Source organism: Paraburkholderia sp. BR10936, assembly GCF_040965735.1.
GTDB lineage: Bacteria > Pseudomonadota > Gammaproteobacteria > Burkholderiales > Burkholderiaceae > Paraburkholderia > Paraburkholderia nodosa_A.
Genome location: NZ_JBFRCM010000002.1, coordinates 346,542 through 371,723 on the forward strand (window position 1 = coordinate 346,542; position 25,182 = coordinate 371,723).

The 25,182-nt window shown below is 65.2% G+C and carries 26 protein-coding genes; 13 read left to right on the plus strand and 13 right to left on the minus strand.

From position 1 onward, the window contains the following. Positions 1-64: 64 nt before the first annotated feature. Together AB4Y36_RS04985 and AB4Y36_RS04990 are read right to left on the minus strand one after the other, a co-directional pair. Complete coding sequence (locus tag AB4Y36_RS04985) at positions 65-730, minus strand: response regulator transcription factor (protein WP_069261870.1); 666 nt, start codon at positions 728-730, stop codon at positions 65-67. A 2-nt stretch (positions 731-732) separates the two neighbouring features. Next, positions 733-2,235, minus strand: coding sequence for a cache domain-containing protein (locus AB4Y36_RS04990; protein ID WP_368682452.1), 1,503 nt, complete (start codon positions 2,233-2,235; stop codon positions 733-735). Positions 2,236-2,575: 340 nt separating this feature from the next. Between AB4Y36_RS04990 and AB4Y36_RS04995 the strand changes: the two genes are divergently transcribed. Both AB4Y36_RS04995 and AB4Y36_RS05000 read left to right on the plus strand, forming a co-directional pair. Then, positions 2,576-4,663, plus strand: coding sequence for a carbon starvation CstA family protein (locus tag AB4Y36_RS04995; RefSeq protein WP_368682453.1), 2,088 nt, complete (start codon positions 2,576-2,578; stop codon positions 4,661-4,663). A 26-nt stretch (positions 4,664-4,689) separates the two neighbouring features. Further along, positions 4,690-4,896: a YbdD/YjiX family protein gene (locus tag AB4Y36_RS05000; protein ID WP_069261565.1), complete on the plus strand. Its 207-nt coding sequence runs from the start codon at positions 4,690-4,692 to the stop codon at positions 4,894-4,896. A 60-nt stretch (positions 4,897-4,956) separates the two neighbouring features. Here the strand turns inward: AB4Y36_RS05000 and AB4Y36_RS05005 are convergent, their stop codons facing one another. Then, on the minus strand, positions 4,957-5,187 hold the full coding sequence (locus tag AB4Y36_RS05005) for a hypothetical protein (RefSeq protein ID WP_368682454.1): 231 nt from the start codon (positions 5,185-5,187) through the stop codon (positions 4,957-4,959). Here AB4Y36_RS05005 and AB4Y36_RS05010 point away from each other — a divergent pair. After that, the gene (locus AB4Y36_RS05010) at positions 5,186-7,159 is read left to right on the plus strand and encodes an SMP-30/gluconolactonase/LRE family protein (RefSeq protein ID WP_368682455.1); all 1,974 of its coding nucleotides are present in this window, start codon (positions 5,186-5,188) and stop codon (positions 7,157-7,159) included. The two genes, AB4Y36_RS05005 and AB4Y36_RS05010, sit on opposite strands and share 2 nt — an antisense overlap. 76 nt (positions 7,160-7,235) lie before the next feature. Here the strand turns inward: AB4Y36_RS05010 and hpnH are convergent, their stop codons facing one another. Both hpnH and ispH read right to left on the minus strand, forming a co-directional pair. After that, on the minus strand, positions 7,236-8,387 hold the full coding sequence (hpnH, locus tag AB4Y36_RS05015; RefSeq protein ID WP_028202781.1) for an adenosyl-hopene transferase HpnH: 1,152 nt from the start codon (positions 8,385-8,387) through the stop codon (positions 7,236-7,238). Between the two features lie 12 nt (positions 8,388-8,399). Continuing rightward, entirely contained in the window at positions 8,400-9,344 is a 945-nt protein-coding gene (ispH, locus tag AB4Y36_RS05020) for a 4-hydroxy-3-methylbut-2-enyl diphosphate reductase (protein WP_028202780.1), read from the minus strand. A 408-nt stretch (positions 9,345-9,752) separates the two neighbouring features. Here ispH and hpnC point away from each other — a divergent pair, with 408 nt between their 5' ends. Both hpnC and AB4Y36_RS05030 read left to right on the plus strand, forming a co-directional pair. Further along, the gene (hpnC, locus tag AB4Y36_RS05025) at positions 9,753-10,622 is read left to right on the plus strand and encodes a squalene synthase HpnC (protein WP_368682456.1); all 870 of its coding nucleotides are present in this window, start codon (positions 9,753-9,755) and stop codon (positions 10,620-10,622) included. Continuing rightward, positions 10,619-11,797, plus strand: a complete 1,179-nt coding sequence (locus tag AB4Y36_RS05030) for a glycosyltransferase (RefSeq protein WP_069261568.1) — start codon at positions 10,619-10,621, stop codon at positions 11,795-11,797. The genes hpnC and AB4Y36_RS05030 overlap by 4 nt, the downstream gene beginning before the upstream one ends. 82 nt (positions 11,798-11,879) lie before the next feature. Here the strand turns inward: AB4Y36_RS05030 and AB4Y36_RS05035 are convergent, their stop codons facing one another. After that, positions 11,880-12,512 carry a hypothetical protein gene (locus AB4Y36_RS05035; RefSeq protein ID WP_342946829.1) on the minus strand — a complete coding sequence of 211 codons (633 nt, stop codon included), beginning with the start codon at positions 12,510-12,512 and terminating at the stop codon, positions 11,880-11,882. A 109-nt stretch (positions 12,513-12,621) separates the two neighbouring features. Next, positions 12,622-13,644, minus strand: a complete 1,023-nt coding sequence (gene hpnA, locus AB4Y36_RS05040) for a hopanoid-associated sugar epimerase (RefSeq protein ID WP_069261570.1) — start codon at positions 13,642-13,644, stop codon at positions 12,622-12,624. Between the two features lie 128 nt (positions 13,645-13,772). Here hpnA and AB4Y36_RS05045 point away from each other — a divergent pair, with 128 nt between their 5' ends. Beyond that, entirely contained in the window at positions 13,773-14,069 is a 297-nt protein-coding gene (locus AB4Y36_RS05045) for an acylphosphatase (RefSeq protein ID WP_069261571.1), read from the plus strand. Positions 14,070-14,134: 65 nt separating this feature from the next. Here AB4Y36_RS05045 and egtD read toward each other — a convergent pair whose 3' ends face one another. Next, positions 14,135-15,139, minus strand: coding sequence for an L-histidine N(alpha)-methyltransferase (gene egtD / locus AB4Y36_RS05050; protein WP_368616583.1), 1,005 nt, complete (start codon positions 15,137-15,139; stop codon positions 14,135-14,137). A gap of 479 nt (positions 15,140-15,618) precedes the next feature. On the opposite strand from egtD, the gene rarD reads away from it, so the two are divergent. Then, entirely contained in the window at positions 15,619-16,512 is an 894-nt protein-coding gene (gene rarD / locus AB4Y36_RS05055; protein ID WP_368682457.1) for an EamA family transporter RarD, read from the plus strand. 18 nt (positions 16,513-16,530) lie between these two features. On the opposite strand, the gene AB4Y36_RS05060 is transcribed toward rarD, so the two are convergent. Next, positions 16,531-17,070 carry a DUF962 domain-containing protein gene (locus tag AB4Y36_RS05060; RefSeq protein WP_368682458.1) on the minus strand — a complete coding sequence of 180 codons (540 nt, stop codon included), beginning with the start codon at positions 17,068-17,070 and terminating at the stop codon, positions 16,531-16,533. 139 nt (positions 17,071-17,209) lie between these two features. Between AB4Y36_RS05060 and AB4Y36_RS05065 the strand changes: the two genes are divergently transcribed. The 3 genes from AB4Y36_RS05065 (at position 17,210) to AB4Y36_RS05075 (ending at position 20,055) form a co-directional block, all read left to right on the plus strand. Beyond that, positions 17,210-17,914, plus strand: coding sequence for a Crp/Fnr family transcriptional regulator (locus AB4Y36_RS05065; protein WP_368682591.1), 705 nt, complete (start codon positions 17,210-17,212; stop codon positions 17,912-17,914). A 176-nt stretch (positions 17,915-18,090) separates the two neighbouring features. Continuing rightward, positions 18,091-18,732, plus strand: a complete 642-nt coding sequence (locus AB4Y36_RS05070; RefSeq protein WP_368682459.1) for an HAD family hydrolase — start codon at positions 18,091-18,093, stop codon at positions 18,730-18,732. Positions 18,733-18,813: 81 nt separating this feature from the next. Next, complete coding sequence (locus AB4Y36_RS05075; RefSeq protein ID WP_368682460.1) at positions 18,814-20,055, plus strand: dienelactone hydrolase family protein; 1,242 nt, start codon at positions 18,814-18,816, stop codon at positions 20,053-20,055. Positions 20,056-20,079: 24 nt separating this feature from the next. On the opposite strand, the gene AB4Y36_RS05080 is transcribed toward AB4Y36_RS05075, so the two are convergent. The 3 genes from AB4Y36_RS05080 to AB4Y36_RS05090 all read right to left on the minus strand — a co-directional run bounded on the left by AB4Y36_RS05080 (position 20,080) and on the right by AB4Y36_RS05090 (position 21,766). Beyond that, positions 20,080-20,340 (minus strand): hypothetical protein, encoded by a 261-nt coding sequence (locus AB4Y36_RS05080; protein ID WP_368682461.1) that lies wholly within the window; start codon positions 20,338-20,340, stop codon positions 20,080-20,082. 34 nt (positions 20,341-20,374) lie between these two features. Beyond that, complete coding sequence (locus tag AB4Y36_RS05085; RefSeq protein ID WP_368682462.1) at positions 20,375-21,163, minus strand: DNA/RNA non-specific endonuclease; 789 nt, start codon at positions 21,161-21,163, stop codon at positions 20,375-20,377. A 243-nt stretch (positions 21,164-21,406) separates the two neighbouring features. After that, complete coding sequence (locus AB4Y36_RS05090) at positions 21,407-21,766, minus strand: DUF3564 domain-containing protein (protein ID WP_042268533.1); 360 nt, start codon at positions 21,764-21,766, stop codon at positions 21,407-21,409. 306 nt (positions 21,767-22,072) lie between these two features. Here AB4Y36_RS05090 and AB4Y36_RS05095 point away from each other — a divergent pair, with 306 nt between their 5' ends. From AB4Y36_RS05095 to AB4Y36_RS05105, 3 genes are all read left to right on the plus strand, one after another. Next, complete coding sequence (locus AB4Y36_RS05095; RefSeq protein ID WP_069261580.1) at positions 22,073-22,495, plus strand: rubrerythrin family protein; 423 nt, start codon at positions 22,073-22,075, stop codon at positions 22,493-22,495. 144 nt (positions 22,496-22,639) lie between these two features. Next, positions 22,640-23,977 carry a heterodisulfide reductase-related iron-sulfur binding cluster gene (locus tag AB4Y36_RS05100; protein ID WP_368682463.1) on the plus strand — a complete coding sequence of 446 codons (1,338 nt, stop codon included), beginning with the start codon at positions 22,640-22,642 and terminating at the stop codon, positions 23,975-23,977. A 39-nt stretch (positions 23,978-24,016) separates the two neighbouring features. Beyond that, positions 24,017-24,598, plus strand: a complete 582-nt coding sequence (locus tag AB4Y36_RS05105) for a DUF3501 family protein (protein ID WP_069261582.1) — start codon at positions 24,017-24,019, stop codon at positions 24,596-24,598. An 18-nt stretch (positions 24,599-24,616) separates the two neighbouring features. Here the strand turns inward: AB4Y36_RS05105 and AB4Y36_RS05110 are convergent, their stop codons facing one another. After that, complete coding sequence (locus tag AB4Y36_RS05110) at positions 24,617-25,081, minus strand: N-acetyltransferase family protein (RefSeq protein WP_368682464.1); 465 nt, start codon at positions 25,079-25,081, stop codon at positions 24,617-24,619. Positions 25,082-25,182 lie beyond the last annotated feature (101 nt).

Genomic DNA, 25,182 nt, shown 5'->3' on the forward strand with positions numbered 1-25,182 from the left:
TCGATCGGTGGTTGTACACGCATTGCGCATTGACGGGCACTCCGGGTAAGCCGGAGCGCCCGTTTCACTTTCTGCGGTGCTCCACCGCGAACTTGATCAACTCCGCCTGCCCTTCGATCTCCAGCTTGCGCTTGAGGTTGAGCCGGTGCGTTTCCACCGTGCGCACCGAAAGTCCCTCGCGCTGCGCGATCTGCTTGCTCGAGAGTCCTTGCGCGAGCGCGTCGAGAATGTCCCGCTCGCGTGGCGTGAGACGCTCGACGGGTGTGCTGCGCGCCGACGCCTGGATCATGCGCGCACTCAGGCCCGCGCTGAAATACGTACGCCCGGCCAGCACCGCCTCGATCGCGCGGATGATCTCGGTGGCCGGCGAATCCTTGAGCACGTAGCCGCTCGCGCCCGCGCGCACCGCCTCGGTTACGTATTCGACGTTGTCGTGCATCGACAGCATCAACACGCGGATGGCCGGAAAGCGCTCGTGGAAAATGCCCGCGAGCGCAATGCCGTTCACGCCGGCCATGCCCACGTCCATCAGCACGAGATCGGGTTCGAGCGACGCGGCGAGCGCGATGGCCTCATCGGCGTTGCCGGCTTCGCCCGCCACCTCGAAACCCGGCACGGCTTCGAGCCGTGCGCGCAGGCCGTCGCGCACGAGAGGATGGTCGTCCACGAGGACGAGCCGCGCGGGTTTGGCGCCCGGGCTGGTCGAATGGTTCACGTTTGCATTCGTCATCGTCATTTCGGTGTTCCTGATACAGCGGCTTTGGATGCTGCATTGGACGCCGCATTGGACGCTGCATTGGACGCAATAGGCACCCACGCGGTGACGAGCGTATGGCCGGGCTGCGAGGTGATGTCGAGGCGCCCGCCGAGCGACTCGAGGCGCTCGCGCATGTTGCGCAGGCCCAGACCTGCGCGCGGGTCGGCCAGCGCGTGCGCCACGTCGAAGCCGCGGCCGTTGTCGGCAATGCCGAGTGTCACGCCGCTCGCGGCGACCTCCAGCGTGAGCGCGGCGCGCGCCGCTTGCGCATGCCGCACGATGTTGGTGAGCGCTTCCTGAGCAATGCGAAAGAGCACGGTGTTGACGGCGTCCGGCAGCGCGGGAACTTGCGCCTTTTTGCTCGCCGGTTTCGGCGCGGTTTGCGTGAAGGCGATCTCGATGCCCGTTTGCTCGGCCATCTCGCGCGTGAGTTGCTCCAGTGCGGCGGCGAGGCCCAGGTCGTCGAGCATCGAGGGGCGCAGGGCGTGCGAGATGCTGCGCACTTCACGCAGCGTGTCGGACAGTCGTGAGAGGCCGGTGGCGAGCGACGCTTCGGCGGCGGGCACGCGCGTTTCCCCGCGCTCGAAGCGAGCCAGCGCCGACTCCAGCAGCAGCTTCACCGAAACGAGCATCTGGCTGATGCCATCGTGCAGTTCGCGCGAAAGCCGCGCCCGCTCCTGCTCCTGAGACTCGACCACCTGTTGCGCAAGGCGCTTGAGTTTGGCGTCGGTGCTGCGGTGCTCGCTCACGTTGAGCACGAGCGCACCGAGCGCGATCACGAGCACGCCCGCGAGTGCGATCGCGCCGAGCCACTGAATGGTGTGCTCGATATTCGCGGAGGCGCGCTCGTCGATGTGCGCGAGCGTCGAATCGACGTCGTCGAGATAGATGCCCGTGCCGATCATCCAGCCCCAGCGCGGCAGCGGCACGACATAGCCGAGCTTGGGCGCGAGCCTGCCCGTGGACGGCCGGTGCCACATATAGCGCACATAGCCGCCGCCGCGCTGGGCCGCGGCAATCAGTTGCTGGATCGTGAGCGCGCCCTGCGGATCGCGCAGATTCCAGAGATCCTGCCCGACGAGCGCTGGCTCGCGCGGATGCATGAGCGAGCGCCCGTGCATGTCGTAGACAAAGAAATAGCCATCAGGGCCGAAGTCCATCTTCTGCAGCACGGCTAGCGCGGCCAGCTGGCGGTCGGCTTCGCTATCAGGTGCGGGCAACGCGTCGCTGGCGTTTTCCCCGGGCGCATAGAGCGGCGCGATGGCGCTCGTGGCCAGCTCCACGTAGTGGCGCAGCTCGATTTCCTTGCTCGACATATACGCGCTCTGCATCGTCGCGTGCTGCGTTTGCGCGAGCTGCGTGGCCTGCTGGCGCACACCGATCCCGATGCCGGCAATCGCTGCGAGGAACGGCACGACGGCGAGCAGGAAGATTTTCGTCTTCAGGCGGCGGTCGGCAAAGAAAAATGGGGCGGGCATGACGGTGTTCGGAAGCTGAGTCTGCAAGCATAACCGGGCGCGCGCGGCGCAGGCGCCAAATTCACGCGCCGCGCGAGAGAGTGTCCTTGCGCGACACCCTGCGCGGCGGTCCGCGATTATCGTTGCGCGCGCAACGAATTATTGCCTTCCCTACGTAGTTCTACGTAGCGCGCTTACGTAGTTGTCCGGTTGTGGCTGACGGTCTGAAAGCGAATACTACCGCCCACGACATGGCGTAATGCGTCATGCATGCGCCGCCATCGCCACGATGCTGTGGACGGCGCGCAAGGGTCCGGTTCCGATGCCGGACACAAAGCTAAAAACATAACGGAGACACCGCATGAGTCGGACATCCAGTTTTGTCGTCTGGACGCTGGTCGCGCTGCTTGGCGCGTTCGCGTTCGGTACCATCGCGCTCGCGCACGGCGAGCGAATCAGCGCACTGTGGATCGTGATCTGCGCCGTGTGCGTCTATCTGATCGCGTATCGCTTCTATAGCCGCTTCATCGCCACGCAGGTCCTGCAGCTCGACGGCCTGCGCATGACGCCGGCCGTGCGCCACAACGACGGGCTCGATTACGTGCCCACCAACAAGTTCGTACTGTTCGGCCATCACTTCGCGGCGATCGCGGGCGCGGGTCCGCTCGTGGGCCCGGTGCTGGCCGCGCAGATGGGCTACATGCCCGGCATGCTGTGGATTCTCGCGGGCGTGGTGTTCGCGGGCGCCGTGCAGGACTTCGTGGTGCTGTTCCTCTCCACGCGCCGCGACGGCCGCTCGCTCGGCGACCTCGTGAAGATGGAACTCGGTCCGGTGCCCGGTGTGATCGCGCTGTTCGGCACCTTCCTCATCATGATCATCATTCTCGCGGTGCTCGCGCTGATCGTGGTGAAGGCGCTCACGAACTCGCCGTGGGGCACGTTCACGGTGGCCGCGACGATTCCCATCGCGATCTTCATGGGCCTGTACGTGCGTTACATCCGTCCGGGCAAGATCGGCGAGATCTCGATCATCGGTTTCGTCCTGCTGATGGCTTCCATCGCCTTCGGCCAGCACGTGCACGATTCGCCCACGCTCGCCGCCTGGTTCACGTTCACGGGCACGCAGCTCACCTGGATCCTGATCGGCTATGGCTTCGTCGCTTCGGTGCTGCCGGTGTGGCTGCTGCTCGCGCCGCGCGACTACCTTTCGACGTTCCTCAAGATCGGCACGATTCTCGCGCTTGCGATCGGCATTCTGATCGTCGCGCCGGAACTGAAGATGCCGGCCTTCACGAAGTTCATCGACGGCACGGGCCCGGTCTGGTCGGGCAACCTGTTCCCGTTCCTCTTCATCACGATCGCGTGCGGCTCGGTGTCGGGCTTCCATGCGCTGATCTCGTCGGGCACCACGCCCAAGCTGCTCGATAACGAAACCAACGCGCGCTTCATTGGTTACGGCGCGATGCTGATGGAATCGTTCGTCGCCATCATGGCGCTCGTGGCCGCTTCGGTGATCGAGCCGGGTGTGTACTTCGCGATGAACGCGCCGCTCGCCGTGCTCGGCACGACGCCGGACGCGGTCGCGCAAACCGTGGGCCACTGGGGCTTCATGCTCACGCCGGAGATGCTCACGCAAACCGCACACGCCGTGGGCGAGACCACGATCGTGGCGCGCGCAGGCGGCGCGCCGACGCTGGCTGTGGGCATGGCGCAGATCCTGCACCAGGTGATTGGCGGCGAGGCGATGATGGCGTTCTGGTATCACTTCGCCATCCTCTTCGAGGCGCTCTTCATCCTGACCGCCGTCGACGCGGGCACGCGCGCGGGCCGCTTCATGCTGCAAGACCTGCTCGGCACGTTCCACCCGTCGCTCAAGCGCACGGAGTCGCTGCCGGCCAACCTGATCGCGACCGCGCTGTGCGTGGCTGCGTGGGGCTACTTCCTCTACCAGGGCGTGGTCGATCCGCTCGGCGGCATCAACACGCTGTGGCCGCTCTTCGGTATCTCGAACCAGATGCTCGCCGGTATCGCGCTCATGCTCGCCACCGTCGTGCTCTTCAAGATGAAGCGCGAGAAGTTCGCATGGGTCACGGCACTGCCCACGGTGTGGCTCCTCATCTGCACGCTCACGGCGGGCTGGCAAAAGATTTTCGACAGCAACCCGAAGGTGAGCTTCGTCGCGCACGCACAGAAGCTGTCGGCGGCGATCGCGGATGGCAAGATCGTCGCGCCCGCGAAGTCGCTCGAGCAGATGCAGCGCATGGTCTTCAACGACTACGTCGATGCCGCGCTTTCGGGCCTGTTCATCTTCGTCGTGGTGAGCATCGTCGTGTATGGCCTGATCGCGATTGCGCGTGCGCGCCGCATCGACCGTCCGACCGTGCAGGAAACGCCGTATCAGGCGATGCCGGCTGGCGGCGCGGCGGCCGTGACGAATCGCGTGCATTGAATCGACGTTATTGAACGGAGCACATCATGTTCTCGGGACTTCGCGACAACGTACAGACCGCCGGGCGCTATCTCGGCCAGGCCATGCGTTTGATGGTCGGTTTGCCGGACTACGAGGGCTACGTCGCGCATGCGCGCGAGACGCATCCCGAGCGCCCGGTCATGACCTACGAGGAGTTTTTCCGCGAGCGGCAAAATGCCCGCTATGGGTCGGGCGCGGGGAAGTGCTGCTGACTCCCGACTGAGCGGATACGTTCGGCAAGAAGCGCGACGGCGAAGGCCGTCGCGCTTTTTTTACGCCTGTAATCTTCGCGGCTCGGGCGCGCGCTCAAAAAAACCCTCAATTCCCGCAGTGTGGCTGCCGTTAACTTTGACGAAGTTCCACACCAATTCGACGCATGACGCCGCGCGCGGCGGCGCGCACGGATTCGAATCGTCGGGAATCGGCCTGCGGGCTTGCCCCGTGGGCAACACGGCATTTTCAACAATCGCACCGTAAGGTGTGCGAATCAAAGAATCTTTCATGATCTTGCATCGAATCGGCGCAGCCTGGCTGGCGGCCGCTCTCACCGCAACGGTTACGCCCGTTTGCGAAGCGCAATCCTCCACCGACTGGATTGCGAACACCTACGGCGCCAACGCGACGCACGTGGGCAATGTGGCCCGCTCGATGTGGGTCGCGCCCGAAGGCGTCATCTACACCTCGTCGATGTGGGATGAAAACGAAGGCGGCGTGGCGATCTACCAGAACGGCCAGAGTCTCGGCTCGATCGGCGGGCATGGCGACTTCCAGGGCGGCGCGATCACGGGCAACACGACTTCGCTGTTCGTCGCGATGCAGTACAACGCCACGTATGGCAGCGGCAACGTCGGGCGCTACAACCGCACGAGCGGCGCGCGCGACCTGCTGATCCCCGTGAGCGCCGATACGACCGAAAAGCTCGCCGATGTCATCACCGGACTCGCGACCTCGGGCTCGCTGCTCTACGTGAGCGATTTCCCCGGCAACCGCGTGCGCGTGTACACCACGGACGGCATCTGGCAACGCGATATCAGCGTGGCGTGCCCGGGCGCGCTCACGCTCGACGCGGGCGGCAACCTCTGGGTCGCCCAGAAGAGCGCGGGCGCGGTGCTCGAATTCAGTGCCGGCGGTCAGCTGCTGAATACCATCCAGCTGGCCTCCACGGCGCGGCCGTCGTCGCTGTATTTCGATGCGCAGACCTCGCAGTTGATGATCGGCGACTCGGGTCCCGACATGAACATCAAGACCTTCAGCGTAGCGGGCACGCCTTCGCAAACCGGCACCTTCGGCGTGCTGGGCGGCTATCTCGACACGACCACGGGCGTCAAGGGCCAGGCGGGCGACAAGCGCTTTACGCGCGTGGTCGGTATCGGCAAGGATTCCGCGGGCATGCTGTACGTGCTGAACAATCCGTGGGGCGGCTCGTGGGACCTCGGTCGCAACGGCGGCACCGATCTGCAGGCTTACGACGGCACCGGCACGCTGCGCTGGAAGCTCCAGTCGCTCAACTTCGAAGGCAATGCGGCGCCGGATCCGGGCACCGACGGCGCGCTGTTCTACGGCGGCATGAATATCTATTCGGGCACGGCCGGCGGCACCTTTGTGGCCAACACGATCGACCCGATCACGTATCCGTCCGATCCGCGCATCAATCTCGCCGACGCCGGTCGCGGCGACCATTTCGCGCAGGTGGCGAGCGTGAGCGGCAAGCGCATTCTCGTGGCGGCCGGCCAGAACCCCGATACGTTCTACTTCTTCCACTTCAATGCGGCGAGCGGCTATATCGCCATTCCGGATTACACGCTGCCGGGGGCGGCGTTCAGTACGACGGCCCCGGTGCGCAACGGCTTTTGTCTCGACAGCAAGGGCGACTTGTGGGTCGGCCTCGACAAGACCAACGTCATTTCCCACTACCCGCTGACCGGCTTCGACTCGACCGGCAAGCCGACCTGGGGCGCCGCGATCACCACGCCGATTCCTGCCACGATCTCGCGGCTCACCCGCATCGTCTACCTGCCCGAAAGCGACACGATGATCCTCACGGGAGAAGACGCAAGCATCACCGACTGGACGGCGATCGGCACGCGCGTCGAGGTGTATCACGGCTGGCTCGCCGGCAATACGAGCGCGCCGAATCCGGTGATCACGCTCACGAGCGCGAATCCCAAATCGATAGCGGCCGCCGGAAACTATCTGTTCGTGGGCTACGTGCACACCGTGCCGAACATCGATGCGTTCAACCTCACCACGGGCGCGCTCGACACGACGCTCATCAACAGCAACCCGAACGCGGTGTACGTGGGCAACGACGTGGATTCGATGTACGGCCTGCGCGCGTATCTGCGCTCGACGGGTGAGTATGTCGTGACGAAGGATAACTACAACGCTTCGAGCGCGGTGGTGTACCGGTGGACGCCGGCAGCGGCGAGCACGGCCACAGCGAATGCGACGGTGTCGCCGTTCAGTGCGAAGTGACAAAAAAGACAAAGGGCGCAACGGCTAGAACCGTTGCGCCCTTTTTGCGTTTCATCCGCCCTTGGCGGAAACCGCTTTAGCTAGCTGCGACCGTAACCGGCTTCTTCGTCTTGGCCGAGTTCTTGATCTCTTCGAGCTTGATCTCGACGTGACGCGAGAACACGTATTCAGCCGGACGTGCGCCTTCGAGCGGGATGTCCTTCGCAAACGCGCCCGTCGTGCGCGGGCCCGAGAGGGCGATGCGCGCGGCCTTGAGCGGATGTGCGACCGTGTCCATCACGGCGGTGGCCTCGAAGCCGCAGTGGACCATGCAGTCCGCGCACTTCTCGTACTTGCCCGTGCCGTATTTGTCCCAGTCGGTCGTTTCCATCAACTCCTTGAAGGTCTTCACGTAACCTTCGCCGACCAGATAGCACGGCTTTTGCCAGCCGAACACCGTACGCGCCGGGTTGCCCCACGGCGTGCACTGGTAGCTTTGGTTGCCGGCCAGGAAGTCGAGGAACAGGCTCGACTGGCTGAACGACCACTTCTTGCCGTTGTTGCCGCGCTTGAAGATTTCGCGGAACAGGTTCTTGGTCTTGTCGCGGTTCAGGAAGTGCTGCTGGTCCGGGGCGCGCTCATACGCATAGCCCGGCGACACCGTGATGCCGTCCACGCCGATCTCGCCGACCGTGTCGAAGAATTTCGCCACGCGCTCGGGCACGGCGTCGTTGAACAGCGTGCAGTTGATGTTCACGCGGAAGCCGCGGCGCTTGGCTTCCTTGATGGCCGCGACGGCCTTGTCGTACACGCCTTCCTGCGAGACCGAGTGATCGTGCGCTTCGCGGTCGCCGTCGAGGTGCACCGACCAGACGAAGTACGGATTCGGCTGGTAGTCGTCCATCTTCTTTTCCATGAGCAGCGCGTTCGTGCAGAGATACACGAACTTCTTGCGCGCCATGATGCCCTTCACGATCTGCGGCATTTCCTTGTGCAGCAGCGGTTCGCCGCCTGCGATGGAAACGACCGGCGCGCCGCACTCGTCGACGGCTTCGAGGCATTCCTCCAGCGACAGGCGCTGGTTCAGGATGGGATCCGGATAGTCGATCTTGCCGCAGCCATTGCAGGCGAGATTGCAGCGGAACAGCGGCTCGAGCATGAGCGCGAGCGGGTAGCGCTTGTTGCCGCTGAAATGCTGGCGGAAGATGTACGAGCCAACGCGGACTTTTTGTAGCAGCGGAATAGACAAAGCGTGTCCTCCTTAAACTTCGCGCGCGACGAGCGGTTGCAAGAGCTTCGACGGCAACTTGAATTCGACTTTTTCTTCACGGCCCGCCATCGTCGACACCTCGACAGGCCCCAACGCGCGCAGCGCGTCAATGACGTTCTCAACCATTTCTTCAGGCGCCGATGCGCCGGCCGTGATGCCGACCGTTTGCACATTGGCGAACCACTCGGCCTTCACTTCCGAACCGTCGGCGACGAGGTAGCTCGGCACCCCCGTTTCGCTGCCGATCTCGCGCAGACGATTCGAGTTCGAGCTGTTCGTCGCACCAACGACGAGCAGAACGTCCACCTGATCCGACAGTTCGCGCACCGCTGCCTGGCGGTTCTGCGTTGCGTAGCAGATGTCGCGCGTGTCCGGACCGACGATGTCGGAGAACCGCGCGAGCAGCGCGTCGATGATGCCGCGCGTGTCGTCCACCGAAAGGGTGGTTTGCGTCACGTACGCGAGCGGTGCATCGAGCGGCAGATCGAGCTTCGAAACATCGGCTTCGCTCTGCACGAGCAGCACGGTGCCGGGAATCTGGCCGATCGTACCTTCCACTTCCGGGTGACCGGCATGGCCGATCAGGATCAGCGTGCGGCCCGCCGCGACGTACTGGCGGCCCTGTACATGAACCTTGGTGACGAGCGGGCAGGTGGCGTCGAGCACGTCGAGGTCGCGTTCCTCGGCGGCGCGTTCCACGGTCTTGGCCACACCGTGGGCGCTGAAAATCGCCACGGCGCCTTCCGGCACTTCGTCGAGCTCTTCCACGAAACGCGCGCCCTTGTTGCGCAGGTTTTCGACCACGTGACGGTTGTGGACGATTTCATGGCGCACATAGACCGGCGCGCCGTGCTTCTGCAGTGCGCGATCGACGATTTCGATAGCGCGGACAACCCCCGCGCAAAAGCCGCGGGGTTGGGCAAGGATCACTCGCATAGGGTGGCGAACTCCGACTGCCGCATAAGACGAGCAAGTCGGTAAAAATGACCTGATCGCCGGCGGCTGTCTATTATTAAAGATGCAAAAATCCGCCAAAGGAGTGACGGAGTCAAAACCAGACGCGCATTTTAACCCCTTCGCCTTTCGTTTGCTGTGTGCAGCGCGCGCAGTGCGGCGTGCACGCGACGCCGGACCCCGGTCAGCCACCCATTTTTCTCAAAAAGCCCGCCGCGTGGCGCTCCCACGGCCTGTGCAAGGCGCTTCGTGCACGCGATGCAGGAGGGGCTGTGGAACGGCCGCTGCCTCGTTGCGCGGTGCAACATACCCCGGGAACGCTTAAAATATCGCGGTCCCGCGGGTCGCCTGGATGGCGCGTCGGGATACGACCCCATTCTGGACGCCTTGATGGAACCCGACCACTACGACGATTTTCCGGTAGCGCGCGTATTGCTGCCGAAGGCGCTGCGGGCGCCTGTCGGCGTGATCTACCACGTCGCGCGCACGCTCGACGACATCGCGGACGAAGGCGACTGGAGCCCCGAGCAACGCCACACGCGTCTCGCCGATTTTCGCGAAGGCCTGAACGCCGTGGCCGAAGGCCGGCCCGCGCGCGTACACCCCATGCTGTTCGCGAAGCTCGCGGACGTGGTGCGCGAGTGCCGCCTGCCGCTCGCGCCGTTTTACGACCTCGTCGCGGCGTTCGATCAGGATATCGACACGACGCGCTATGCCGATCGCTTCGAGCTGCTGGATTATTGCCGGCGCTCGGCGAATCCGGTCGGCCATCTGATGCTGCATCTGATCCACGCGGCGACGCCCGAGAATCTGGCCGATTCCGACGCGATCTGCACCGCCTTGCAGCTCATCACCTTCTTGCAGGACGTGAGCGCCGACTGGGCGCGCGGCCGCATTTACCTGCCGCTCGCTGACCGCGAACGCTTTGGCGTCACCGAAGCGCAGATCGCCGCGGGCAAGGTGGACGACGCCTGGCGCGCGCTGATGGCGCACGAGGTGGTGCGCGCGCGGGCGCTGATGGTGAGCGGCGCGCCGCTCGCGCTGCGCGTACCGGGGCGCTTCGGCCTCGAGCTGTGCAGCGTCGTGCATGGCGGACTGCGCGTGCTCGAAATCATCGAGCGCGGCGGCTACGATGTGTTCCGCGCGCGGCCTGCGCTGCGCGCACCCGACTGGGCCGTGGTGCTCCTGCGCACGGCGGCTATGTGGCTGTCGCGCCGCGTGGGCGTGCGCGCCCCTTCGATCGAGAGTAACAACGTATGACTACGACCATTCTCTTTGCCGTCTCCTGTCTCTCGCTGCTCATCTGGCTCGTGCTGCTGTTCGGGCGCGGCGGATTCTGGCGCGCGCGCCCGGCCGCGCCGCTGCCGATCGTCGAGCCCGCGGCCGGCTGGCCTGCCGCGTGTGCCGTCGTGCCGGCGCGCAACGAGGCCGACGCGATCGGCGAGGCCGTGACCTCGCTGCTCCAGCAGGACTACGGCGGCGAGTTTCACGTGATCGTGATCGACGACCACAGCACCGACGGCACCGCGGAAGCCGCGCGCGCCGCCGCGCTCGCGCTGCAGTGCCCGGAAAAGCTCAGCGTGATAACGGCCAAGCCGCTGCCGGCGGGCTGGTCGGGCAAGGTGTGGGCGCAGTCGCAGGGCATTGAGGCGGTGCGCACGCTCAAGCTGCCCGCCGACTATCTGCTTCTCACCGACGCCGACATCGGCCATCCGCCCGAAGCGCTCGCGCAGCTCGTCGTGCGCGCGCAGGCCGAAGGCCGCGACCTCGTCTCGCTGATGGTGCGGCTGCGCTGCGACTCCTTCTGGGAAAAGGCGCTGATCCCGGCGTTCGTGTTCTTCTTCGCGAAGCTCTATCCGTTCTCGTGGGTCAACAACCCGAAGAACCGCACGGCGGCCGCGGCCGGCGGCTGCATGCTGGTGCGCCGCCAGGCGCTCGAAGAGGCGGGCGGCATCGAATCGATCCGCGCCGAGCTGATCGACGACTGCAGCCTCGCCGCGCGCATCAAGCATCGGGGCGAAGGGCATCACCCGATCCGGCTCGACGTCGCCGCGAAGAGCGTATCGCTGCGCCCGTACGATTCGTGGAAGGACATCTGGAACATGATCGCGCGCACGGCGTTCACACAGCTGCACTATTCGGCGTGGCAGCTCGCGGGCACGCTGCTCGGCATGACGATCATCTATCTCGCGCCGCCCGTGGTCGCGCTCGTGCTCGGGCCGCACGGCTGGCCCGCGTGGATCGCCTGGGCGCTGATGTGCTGCGCCTACTCGCCCATGCTTGCCTACTACCGGCGTTCGCCGCTGTGGGCGCCGTTCCTGCCGCTCGTCGCGCTGTTCTACGTGGGCGCGACGTTCGCTTCGGCGTGGCGCTTCTGGCGCGGCAAGGGCGGTCAGTGGAAGGCGCGTGTGCAGGCGCCGGCGCAGGGGCGTTGAGGCGCTTCTTGCTTCTTGCGAGGCGCGCTGCCAATGAAAAAAGCCGTCGGTTTCGACGGCTTTTTTTCGATCCCCGCGCGCGTTAGCGCTGCGTGAGCATCATGTACATCTGCACGACGATGTCGGGCGAGAACGTGAACGGCACCCAGCCGTGGCCCGTGTGGCGCAGCACCAGCAGGCGGTCGCCGTTGGACTGTTTCTGCACGGCCATCATCGGATTCTTCGTCGACGCGAAACGCCAGCCTTGCGGAATGCCGGGCGGCGGTTCGGGCTGCATCGAGGCGCGTGCGTTCGACAGCTCCTCGATCATCTGGCCGACTTGCAGCGCGTTGAGCGTCACCGTCTGGCCGCCGATCGTCAGCGTGATCTCGTTTTGCGACGGGCGCGCCACGTGCAGTTCGGGCTGCGCAGGCGCGGCGCGGGCCGTTTCGGCAGCGGGTTCGATGGCTTCGGCAGTGTCGGTCACGGTTGCATTGGCGGCTTCAACGGGTTCTGCGGTGGCGGCCGCACCGGCAGCCTCCGCGGCCGTGTCGACGGCAACGGCGTGCGGCTGCTCAGCGACGGCTTGCTCCGCTTCGCTGCTTGCAACGGGAGTGTCCTGCTGGGGAACTGCGGCGGCGCGTTCATCGGCGCGCGGTGCGTGCGCGGCGGCGGCGGCCTGAAGGAGCTGATCGACGCCCGCTTCGAGCACGCCAATCTGGTCTTGAAGATTCATGCGAGCTTCTCAGGTAAGACCCGCGATTCTACCCGCAGCTTGCGCGCATTGCCCTTCAGGCGTTGTACGCATGTCGCAAGAAAAGTTGTAACAGTTTCCTCAGCTTGCCTCATCTGGCGTTCAGATAGCCGGCCTCGCGGAACCATGCGAGCGCATCTTTCAAGCCCTCGCGATACGGCCGCGCGCGATAACCCAGTTCGCGCTCCGCTTTCGCCGACGTGAAATACATCTTGTTCTTCGACATCTTGAGCGCATCGACAGTTACGAATGGCTCGCGCTTCGTGAAGCGCGCCACGGCTTCCGCGCCCATCGCAAGCGGATAGAGCGGCCAGCGCGGCAGCGCGATCGTGGGCGGCTTGCGGCCGACCATGCCGGCGATGTCGGTGAGCATCTGCTGCAGCGGCAAATTCTCGCCGCCGAGGATGTAGCGCTCGCCGATGCGTCCGCGCTCCAGCGCGAGGAAGTGGCCATTCGCCACGTCGTCCACGTGCGCAAGGTTCAGGCCGGTGTCGACGAACGCGGGAATCTTGCCGGTGGCCGCTTCGACGATGATGCGGCCCGTGGGCGTGGGCTTCACGTCGCGCGGACCGATCGGCGTCGACGGATTGACGATCACCGCGGGCAGCCCGTCGCGCTCGATCATGCGTTCCACGGCGCGCTCGGACAGCACCTTGCTGCGCTTGTACACGCCAATGGCCTGCTCGGGCGTGAGCGGCGAGGTTTCGTCGGCTGAGTTGCCCGAACTCGTGACCTTGAGCGTGGCCACGCTGCTCGTGTAGACGATGCGCTCCACGCCCGCGTCGAGTGCCGCGCGCATGGTGGCTTCGGCGCCTTCGAGGTTGGCGCGCTCGATCTCGTGCGGATCGGGCGCCCACAGGCGGTAGTCGGCGGCCACGTGGAAGAGATAGCGCACGCCGTCGAGCGCACGGCGCATCGAGGCGGCGTCGCGCATGTCGCCGGTGACGACTTCGGCGTCGAGCGCTTCGAGGTTCTTGCGCGGGCTCGTCTCGCGCACCAGCAGGCGCACCGCATAGCCCTTTTCCTGCGCGATGCGGGCGACGGCCGAGCCGACGAAGCCGGACGCGCCGGTGATCAGCACGAGATCGCGGTTGGCTCGGGAGGTGTCGGTCATTGCAGGGTCGTTTCCATGTTCGGTATTGGCGCGGCGGCGTGGCACGGATTGTACGTGGCGCGGGCCCGGCGCGTGCGCGCGTTGGCGTCTACAATGCCGACCGTAAAGCCTGCATGGAGAAAGGAACAATGAGCGAACCGGATCTGGATACGCGCCTCGAAACGTACTACGTGCGCGTGCACGGGACGGTGCAGGGCGTGGGTTTTCGTCACGCGACGGTGCGCCAGGCGCACGCGCTGCGCATTCGCGGCTACGTCGCGAACATGGAGGACGGCTCGGTCGAAGCCGTGATCCAGGGCACGGCGAACCAGGTGGACCGCATGCTCTCGTGGCTGCGCCACGGGCCGCCGGCCGCGCGTGTCAGTTCGGTGGAAAGCGAGGAACGCCTGACCGAAAAACGTTACGAGCGCTTCGAGCAGCATTGAGCGTCGCCCGATAAAAAAGCGGTGCGCCAGGCATTGGCGCACCGCTTTTTCGTTTCGGACGCCGCTTACTTCACGGCTAGCAGGCTCTCCGCGAATCCCCAATCCTTTTCGACCCACTGACGCGTGCATTCGAAGCCCGCGTCGGCGGCGATCGCCGGGATTTCGTCGGCGTGATACTTGTGGCTGCTCTCGGTCCAGATCGTCTCGCCTGCGCCGATGTCGACGGTGAGATGCGCCGAGCGCACTTCGGCATGCACGTCGCGCTTCGCGCGCAGATGCATCTCGATGCTGCGCACGTCCGGATTGAAGCGCGCGACGTGCTCGAAGTCGTGCAGGTCGAAGTCGGCGTCCAGTTCGCGGTTGATGCGCGACAGCAGATTCAGGTTGAATGCGGCCGTGGCGCCGATGGCGTCGTCGTAGGCGGCGATCAGCGTGTCCACGGGCTTCACGAGGTCGGTGCCGAGCAGCAGCGTGTCGCCGGGGCGCAGCATCGCGCGGATGTCACGCAGGAAGCGCGTGGCCGCGAGGCGCGCGAAGTTGCCGATCGTACTGCCGAGAAAGAGCACGAGCAGTTGCTCGCCCTCTTTGCGCTGGCGGCTCACTTCGGACAGTCCGGCGAGATAGTCACGCTCGTAGCCGACGATCGAAATGCGCTCGATGTCGGCGAGTTCGCGCCGGCATAGTTGCAGCGCGGTACGCGAAATCTCGATCGGGCAGTACGACGTAGGGCGCTTGCGGCACAGCGCTTCGAGAATGCGGCGCGTCTTGCGACCGCTGCCGCTGCCGAGTTCGGCGACTTTCACGTCGGAGGGCAGCGCCTCGACGATCTCGGACGCGTAGCGCGTGAGCAGGCGCTCCTCGCTGCGCGTGACGCCGTATTCGGGCAGCACGGTGATGACCTCGAAGAGGGCCGAGCCGACCTCGTCATACAAATATTTCGACGGCAGTTCCTTTTGGGGCGAGCGCATCAAACCGGCGCGCACTTCGGCGGCGAATGCGCTGGCGGCGGGCGAAAGGGCGAATGCACCGGCGGGGTCGGCAACGGCGGGGCGGGGCGCAGAAGATGGCATGCGGGCTCCAGGGGGCGTTGGACGTTGGGGACGGCGTCGTGAATCACGGCGGCGGGCGCTGGCGTGGCGCTCCGGGATAAGCCGGGCTGCGGCTCCAGCGGCCCCGGTGAAATCTCGCTCGTCGAAGCGAATTCCAGCCGCGAGTTCCAGCCGCGGATTGCAGCCGGTTAAGGCGACGGCGGGCTGGCGTGGCGAGACTTACGTTCTAGTCCATCGTGGCGTGATCTGCCGGACAAAATTGCTCGGCCTGCACCAGGGCGCAAAGCGCGCACGGCGTGTGCCCGCCTTGGCCGGCGCGGGTTTGCGCCGCCTGCCGCCGCCCAAACGCGACTAGAATGCGGTCTCGCCGACGCCAACGCGCGCCCACGCCTTATTCAATAGCCGATTCAAATGACAACGTTTTTACCCGCGCATGCGAAAACTACGCACCGCGCCGTTCGCGATCCCGCTGTTAGCGCTTTCTGTCACCACGTGCCCCGATGAACCAGTACGAACCCGGGCGCGGCATTGCGCTTTCCGTGGGCGCTTCGGCGCTGTTCGCGCTGATGTCGGCCTATACGCTCCTGCTCGCGCCGCTCGGCGGCCTCGACATTTTTGCGTGGCGCGTGATCTGGACCGCGCCCGGTGCGCTGGCCCTGCTGGTGCTGCGCAAGCGCGCGCCGCAATTGCGCGCGCTCGTCGCGCGCATGGTGAAGGAGCCGCGCACCGCGCTCGCCCTGGTGGCGAGCGCCGCGCTGCTGGGCTCGCAGCTATGGGTGTTTCTGTGGGCGCCGCTGCACGGGCGCATGCTGGAAGTGTCGCTCGGCTATTTCCTGCTGCCGCTCATCATGGTGCTGGTAGGACGTTTTTACTATCACGAGCGCCTCGAGCCGCTGCAATGGCTCGCCGTGGCGTGTGCCGCCGTGGGCGTGGCGCACGAGCTTTGGGCGACGCACGCGTTCTCGTGGCCCACGCTGCTCGTCGCGTTCGGCTATCCGCCGTACTTCGTGCTGCGCCGCAAGATCCACGCGGATTCACTCGTCACCTTCGCCGTAGAGATGCTGCTGCTCGTGCCGGTGGCGGTGATCGAAGTGCGTGCGGGCGGCTCGCTCGCGCTGCTCGACGCGCACAAGTTCCTCGCTTTCGTGCTGCTGCCGGGGCTCGGCGTGCTCAGCACCGTCGCGCTCGCGTCGTACCTGAAGGCGAGCCGGCTGCTGCCGATGGCACTCTTCGGCATCCTCGGCTATGTCGAGCCGGTGCTGCTCGTGATCGTCTCCGTCACGCTGCTGGGGGAGCACCTGGGCATGCGGCAGCTCGGGACTTACGTGCCGATCTGGCTCGCCGTCGCGCTCACGGCCGTGCACGCGGCGCGGCTCATTCGGTTCGAACGCTGAGGACCTTGCAGCGGCCACTTACTGCCGCGCTGCCTGAGCACGCGGCGGATTGATGCGTGTAGGCCCCACCTTCGCCTCGATCGCCGCGCGCAGCTCAGGACGCCAGCCGATGCTGAACAGCGCTTCGGCGAGCACGAAGAGCGGGCCGATCATGAGGCCGATGAGATCGTCGACGAAGGCCGGCTTGCGATGCTCCCACGCGATGTGACCGACGAACTGGAAGATCCAGCCGACTACGAACAGCCCCACGCCGCCGCCCAGCCACGCGGCGGTGCCTTGCTGCGCGAGCCAGGCGCCGAAGGCCACGCACGCGACGGAAATGACCGCCATCATGAGGCCGAGCGGCACGTCCAGTACGAGGTAGTAGATCGTCGCGGCGCCGAACAGGAGCCACGCCGGCGAGACCGGAACCGGCATCCCGAGTGCGATCACCGGGCGCGACAGCAGCACCGCAAGCGCGAGCACGATGAGCGGAATGCCGACGAAATGGGTGCCGATGTTGCGCACGTCGCGGTGATAGGCCGCGTAGTGGGTGAGCTGCCCGGTCAGGTTTCTCATGGGTGTCTCTCTGTCTCCAAAATCATTATGATCGTCGGGCTGACGAGCGCAAACCTTCGGCTAGCCGACAATTGCGCCGCTTTGTGACTCGCCTCGCCCCGCTTGCCCTGTCCCGATGCCCTCACGTTCCGTTCCGCCCATCACCGCGAGTTCGCCGTCCGCCGCCGCGCTCGAGCGCAGCGCATGGTTTCGCGGCGCGCCCGCACCGTTGCGCGACGCGCTTCGCGCGGTGGGGCGCGTGCGCACGCTGCAGGCAGGCGAGCGCCTTTTCATGCGCGGCGACGCCGACGACGGTCTCTACTGCGTGCTGGAAGGCGCGGTGCGCGTGGGGGCGGCGAGCGTCGCGGGCCGCGAGGCGCTGCTCGCCGTGGTCGGGCCGGCGCACTGGTTCGGCGAGATCACGCTTTTCGACGGCGGCGCACGCACGCACGACGCCTACGCCGAGCGCGACTCCACGCTCTTTCACGTGCCGCGCGCGGCGCTCGTGGCGCTGCTCGACGCAACGCCTGCGTACTGGCACGCGTTTGGTCTGCTGCTCGCGCAAAAGCTGCGACTCGCGTTCGACGCGATCGAGGAGACCGCGCTGCTGGGTGCTTCCGCGCGCGTGGCGCGCCGGTTGCTGCTGCTCTCGAACGAGTACGGCGAGGCGGCAGGCACGCAAGGCGGGCAGCGCGCGCGCCGTGTGATCAACGTGCCGCAGGAGGATCTCGCGCTGATGCTCGCACTCTCGCGGCAAACGGTGAACCAGATCCTGCGCCAGTTCGAGCGCGAAGGGTTGCTCGCATTGCGCTACGGCGAAATCGAGATCGTCGATGCCGCGGGTCTGGCGTCTAACGCGCAATGACGCTAATGCATCGGCATCGATGCGCGTCCATATCGATACATGTTGACGAATTGCGTCAACATCTCGGGCGCGCTTGGGCTGCGTTGCAGCTGCATCGCGTTTGCGCCGACAATGACGCCCGTTCGGCGCGCCCAGCCGCGTCGCCTTTCCCTTCCACGCCAGGCCCATACCGTTTCATGAACGACCGCGTCGTCGCCGCATTCGACTTTGATGGCACCATCACCACGTCCGACAGCTTTCGCGCGTTCATGCTCGACGCCGCCGGCCCCGCCCGCTTCGCCGCCGCGGCGCTGCGCTGCCTGCCCTCGCTCATCGGCGTCCCGCTCGGCTGGTCGCCGCGCGGGCCGACCAAGGCGCGCTTCCTGTACGCCGCGATGGGAGCCGTGCGGCGCGAGGTGCTCGAAGCCGCCGCGCAGCGCTTCGTCGAGCGCCGTCTCCCCGCGCTGTTGCGCCCCGAGATGCTCGCGCGCGTGGCCGAGCACCAGGCGCTCGGCCATGAGGTCGTGCTCGTGAGCGCGTCGCCGTCGATCTATCTGCGCATGTGGGCCAGGACGGTCGGCATCGGCACCGTGCTTTCGAGCGAACTCGAATGGCGCGATGGCATATACACGGGCCATCTGGCGGGCAACAACTGCTGGGGGCCGGAGAAGGTCGCGCGGCTGCGCGCGTGGTGGGGGACGAACGCGCCCGCCACGCTCTACGCTTATGGCGACAGCCGCGGCGACAAGGAAATGGCCGAGCTGGCGCAGTACGCGTGGATACGCGGCGAGTCGGCGCTGCCGCCGCTCGCGGCGGCGGGCGGCTTCGGCGCGGCGTGAATGGTGCGACGCGCTGCAGCGGCGCGCGATCGACGCTAATCTACGGCAGCTAAACCAGACCGAAGAGAGGAGACAGCCCCGATGAACGGACAATGGACCCAGGTGAAGTCGCACGACGGCGGCGAATTCCGCGCCTACACGGCGCTGCCGCCCGAGGGCAGCGGCCCCGGCCTCGTGCTGCTGCAGGAGATCTTCGGCGTGAACGGCTACATGCGCGCGCTCGCCGACCGCTATGCCGAGGAAGGCTACGTCGTGATGGTGCCGGAGCTGTTCTGGCGTCTGGAGCCGAACGTCGATCTTGGCTACGAAGGCGCCGACGCGCAGAAGGCGTTCTCGCTCTACGAGCGCTTCGACGTCGACCTCGCGATGCAGGACGTGGCGCAAACGCTCGCCGCGCTGCGCGCGCACCCGCAACATCGCGGCAAAGTCGGCGTGGTGGGTTTCTGCCTGGGCGGCAAGCTCGCGTACCTGAGCGCGACGCGCACCGATGTCGATTGCGCGATCGGCTATTACGCCGTGGGCCTCGAAAACGATCTGGACGAAGCCGCGCGCATCACGTGCCCCCTGATGCTGCACTTCGGCGGCGACGACGCCCACTGCGACGCCGCCACGCGCGAGCGCATCGCGCAGGCGCTGGCGGGCAAGCCTGGCGTCGAGCTGTATACGTACCCTGGCTGCGATCACGCGTTCGCTTCGTCTTCGCGCTCGACGTACGACAAGCCCGCCACGATGATGGCCTACTCGCGCACGCTCGCCATGCTGCGCCGGGTGCTCGGCCCGATCTACGACTTCAACGCGCTGTGGGAAGAGCACTGCTACCACGAGTTCGTCGCGCGCAACCCGAGCGACGTGATGCCGACCATGGTCGCGCAGCCCTACGTCAACCACATTCCGACGATGACGGGCGGCGTGGGCCGCGACGAGCTCAAGCGCTTCTACACGCACCATTTCGTGCATTCGAACCCTGAGGACACGCGCCTGATCCCGATCTCGCGCACGATCGGCTCGGACCGCGTGGTGGACGAGTTCATCTTCTGCTGCACCCACGACCGCGAGATCGACTGGCTGCTGCCGGGCCTCGCGCCCACGGGCAAGTACTTCGAGGTGCCGATGCTCGCCGTGATCTGCTTTCGCGGCAACAAGCTCTATAACGAGCACATCTACTGGGATCAGGCGTCGGTGCTCGCGCAGATCGGCGCGATCGATCCCACCGGCCTGCCGATCGCGGGGGCACAGAGCGCGAAGAAGCTGCTCGACGAAACGCTGCCCTCGAACACGCTCATGGCGCGCGCCTGGAGCGAGAGCGAAGGCAAGCCGTTCTAAAGCGTGCGCTTCGCGTCGGCCTGATCAGTTGAACGGATTGTCGACGACCCCGGGCTTCCGGTCCGGCTCGTCGGCGACCTTCGCGGGCAGGTGCGGATCGGCCTGCAGTTTCTTCACGACGTCGTCGAGCGCCGCCTTCAGCGCCAGCGCAGCGGCGAGCCCGCGCTTGTCGCGCGTGAGTTCCAGCGTGCCGGCGAGTGTCACGCGCGTCGTGCCGTTCGTGAGCGTGAGCGCGTCGCCTTGCACGTTGAGCACGTCGTTGTCGTTTGCGTATGCGTCGAACACTTTGTGATCCTCCTTATGCGTAACGGGGGCGCGCTTACCAGCCCCATTTGCTCACGGCGAAGCCGCGGCCATTGAACGAAACTTTTTCCTTCGCCGCGACATTCGCCGGAATTCCGGGGAATGAAATGCCGCTCTGCGCTTCGAGATCGCGCACCGAGCGCACGTCGTAACGATCGACAGCCGTATTGTCCGCGACGATCGCGAACGCGAGCTGCTGCGAAGGCACGTACACGACCTTGAAGATCTGCGTCGGCACGAGCACGCGCGTCGCGCCGATCGTCTGGAGCTGTGCGCCTGTGAACAGCGGACCGGTCACGACATAGGCTTCGCCATACTTCGACGCGAGCTTGCGCACGGCGCTTTCGATATGGGCCCAAAGGCGCTGGTTGTTGTCGCGATTCTGCGGAACGATATTGGCGAGTGAAAACGATTCCGCCATCGCCTGTGCATTCCAGCGGTTGCCTGCGGGGCTCATGTGGCCGCGGTCGAAGCCGCTGCGCTTGTAGTCGGCGAGCGTCGCGCCTTCGCCTTCGGGCAGGCGGTCGTCCTCGAAGAAGCGGTTCGTGCGCGTCATGTCCTTCGCGGCTTCGAGGTGGTCGCGCGTGAGATGCTCGGCGGACCACAACGGCCCGTGCGTGACGCCCGAATGCAGCACGGCAAAATCCGAATAGCAGAGCATGCGCGTTTTCGGCGCCATGCGCTGATTCGTGAGCGTTGGGAACTGGCCGTCGGGCACGAATTGCGAACAGGCCGGTGCGGCTATTGCATGACTCGCGGCGGCGAGCAGCACGGAGGCAACAAGCGAGGCAAACAGCTTCTTCATCGAAAGGACAGGCTGGACTGGGGTAGGATCAAGCGGGCTGAAAGTATAGCGGGCGCATGACGCGCGTGGAGGCGGGAGAAAAAATGCAGGCGCAAAAAAACGCGCGCCCGCTCAAGGGCGGGCGCAAGCGAGAGGTGACGCACAAACAGCTGCAATGAGCGCGGCAGCGTTGCGTTGCTGCGCGAGGAGCGAGGCGGCAAATGATGCCGCCTGCATTCAATCGGTCAGATCATCAACAACGACTCAGCCTGCAAAAAGCGAATGCTCGGCGCGGACCATCTGACGGTCCACAGCCTGGAGTCGCCATTGGCCCTCCATCGGCGAGTGCGAGGTTTCGCACGACCATGTCGCGTCGCCGTGTGCTGAACTGATTTCCTGGCGGCGGTTTACATGCAGGCCGCGTAACGTGCACAGCGGCTCGTTTTCGAGCGGTGCGCACAGCGACGTGACACCATTCACGTCGCGCAATTCACCCCATTCTGGCAGGTCGATCCCTTCGTGAGACTCGCGGGACCAGCGTTGCTGGTCGGTATCGAGCCAGAGCACTGCATAGTCGTGATTGACGGTCGGATCGGAACCGTTGATCAAGATTGTAAGTCGCATGGCATCTCCGCAAAATTGATCGGGCGCGTCGGCAATTTCCAAGTCTAGGACGACTCCGCGCGCGCGCAAAGTGAAGAGTGCAGGACAGTTCGTCGCGCGCACGGCGCGTGCCTGAACCCGCCCCCTTTCCGCGCATTTCGGCTCGCGTAAACCCCGCTACGCTATCGCTGGGATTGAAATTCACAATTGGGAACGCAAACGCCACAACCTAGATTAATAGTGCGGCGAAGTCGCCCCCGCATGCTGCATTGCACGAGGCGAATTGCGTCGCGTCCCCACATTTCAGGTCGAACGATGGAGGCACAGATGGCACAGCTAAAGGGCTCGAAGACGGAACAGAACCTCAAGGATGCATTTGCCGGCGAATCACAGGCCAACCGCCGTTATCTGTATTTCGCAGCCAAGGCCGACGTAGAAGGACAAAACGATGTCGCGGCGCTGTTTCGCTCGACCGCTGAAGGCGAAACCGGCCACGCGCACGGCCACCTCGAATATCTGGAAGCGGTAGGCGACCCGGCCACCGGGCTGCCGTTCGGCACCTCGCGTCTGAATCTGCAGGCGGCCATTGCGGGCGAAACGCACGAATACACCGATATGTACCCCGGCATGGCCAAGGTCGCGCGCGACGAAGGCTTCGACGAAATCGCGAACTGGTTCGAGACACTGGCCAAGGCGGAGCGCAGCCACGCCAACCGCTATACGAAGGCGCTGGACGTGCTGGCGGACTGAGGCGCATTGGGCATCGCCGCGTGCCTGACCGCACGCGCCCATGACGCGCGCGCTTTTGTTTCGCGTGCCGGGCAAGCACCGGCGCGCGTTCGCGCGCGCCCACCTAGCCGTGTATTGGGCTGATAAATAAAAGAAGGAGACGTCATGCCCCACAAGGAAGGCAGTCTCGAAGCGCCAACCCGCCATCCGCTCGACTGGCGCTCCGACGCTTTTTACGACCAGGGCCAGCTCGATACGGAACTCGCGCGCGTGTTCGATATCTGTGCGGGCTGCCGGCGCTGTGTGTCGCTATGCGGCGCGTTTCCCACGCTGTTCGATCTCGTCGATGAAACCGATAGCGGCGAAGCGCACGACGTCGACAAGGCGTCGTTCGACAAGGTCGTCGACCAGTGTTACCTGTGCGATCTCTGCTACATGACGAAGTGCCCCTACGTGCCGCCGCATCCGTGGAATGTGGACTTTCCCCATCTGATGCTGCGTGCCAAGGCCGTTCATTACCGCAAGGGCGAAGTGAAGCTGCGCGATCGCGTGCTCTCGAATACCGACGCGCTCGGCCAGATCGCCGGCATCCCCGTCGTGACGAAAACGGTCAACGCGATCAATCACACGAAAGCGATGCGCGGCGCGATGGAAGAGATGCTGGGCGTCGATCGCAAGGCGTGGCTGCCCGATTTCGCTACACACAAGTTTCGTAACGTTGCTAAACGCGCGGGCTCGAGCGACGTGCGCGACGGCGAGCGCACGCCGGGCAAGGTCGCCATTTACGCGACGTGTTACGTGAACTTCAACGAGCCCGGCATCGGCCACGATCTGCTCGCGGTGCTCGACCACAACGAGATTCCCTACGAGCTAGTGAAGAGCGAATGGTGCTGCGGCATGCCGCTGCTGGAGCAGGGCAATCTGGAGGGCGTGGCGCACAAGCAGGCGCAGAACATGCCGATGCTCGCGCGTTACGCGCGCGAAGGTTATGCGCTGATCGGCGCGGTGCCGAGTTGCGTCCTCATGTACAAGCATGAGCTGCCGCTGATGTTTCCCGACGATGCCAACACGAAAGCCGTAAGCGACGCGTTCTGGGACCCGTTCGAGTATCTCGTGGCGCGTCATCGCGACGGCCTGCTCAAGACCGATTTCCGTGCGCCGCTTGGCAACGTGTCGTATCACGTGCCGTGTCATGCGCGCGTGCAGAACATCGGCCGCAAGACGTTCGATCTGCTTTCGCTCGTGCCCGAAACGAAAGTGACCGTAGTCGAGCGCTGTTCGGGCCACGCGGGCACGTTCGGCGTGAAGAAGGAATTCCACGCCATGTCGATGAAGATCGGCACGCCCGTATTCAAGCAGATGGGGCAGGCCGAACCGAATTTCATCTCGTCCGATTGCCAGCTTGCGGGGCATCACATTGCGCAGGGCATCGAAGAGAACCAGCTAGGCGAGCCGCCGCTCGCTCACCCCATTACCTTGCTGCGCCGCGCCTACGGCATCTAGGCCCCGACGCCAACCCGCAACATTCACGAGGCACGACTCATGACGATCGCGAGAAACTCGCTGTTGACGCTGGAAGCCTACGCCAGGGTGCGGGGCGACATGCGCAAACGCATCATCGAGCACAAAAAGCAGCGCGTGGTATCGCTCGGCAATCACCTCACGTTCCTGTTCGAGGACGAGACGACGATCCGCTACCAGATTCAGGAGATGCTGCACATCGAAAAGATCTTCGACGAAGACGGCATTCAGGGCGAACTCGCAGCCTATCTGCCGCTCGTGCCCGACGGCGGCAACCTGAAGGCGACCATGCAGCTCGAATACGAGAGTGAAGTCGAGCGGCGCGCGGCGCTGGCGCGGCTGATCGGCATCGAAGACAAGGTGTTCGTCCAGGTGGATGGCGAGCCGCCCGTCTACGCGATTGCCGACGAGGACCTCGAACGCGAGAACGCCGAAAAGACTTCGGCGGTGCATTTCGTTCGCTTCGAACTCACGCCGCAGATGAAAACGCGCTTGCGCGAAGGCGCCGCGCTCACGATAGGCTGCGATCATCCGAATTACCGCGTGCCGACCCAGACCATCGACGGCGAGGTGCGTGCCTCGTTGCTCAAGGATCTCGCCTGAGGCGCTTCAGACGCCCCATCAAACGTCCTTGCGGTACATGACGAAGCCAGGCTTCACGGCCACGTCGTCGTAAAGCCGCATGGCCGTGTGATTCGTCTCGTGCGTGTGCCAGTACACGCGCGCCGAATTCGACGCCTTCGCGTGCGCATACACGGCCTCGATCAGCGCGCGGCCCACGCCCTGGCCGCGCGCGTCTTCCACGGTGAAGAGATCCTGCAAATAGCAGATCGGCCCTTCCAGAATCGTGTTGCGGTGATAGATGAAGTGCACGAGGCCGAGCACGCGTTCGCCGCGCACGGCGATGAACGCGTGCATGGGCTCGTAGCCGTCGAAGAAGCGCGACCAGGTCGTGCGCGTGATGTGCTCCGGCAGCGCGGTGGCGTCGAAGCGGCCGTAAAAGCGGTTGTAGCCGTCCCAGAGCGGCAGCCATGCAGCGAAATCGTCGGGTGCGACGGCGCGGACCACAAGCTTCGTGTCAGTCATGTGTTGTCTCCTTCTCCTTGTTGACAGGCTTTCCCGGACTCCCAAGCGTAAGCGACTTGTGGCACCATTGTTAGTCCCACCGAAACTAAAAACAATGGAGC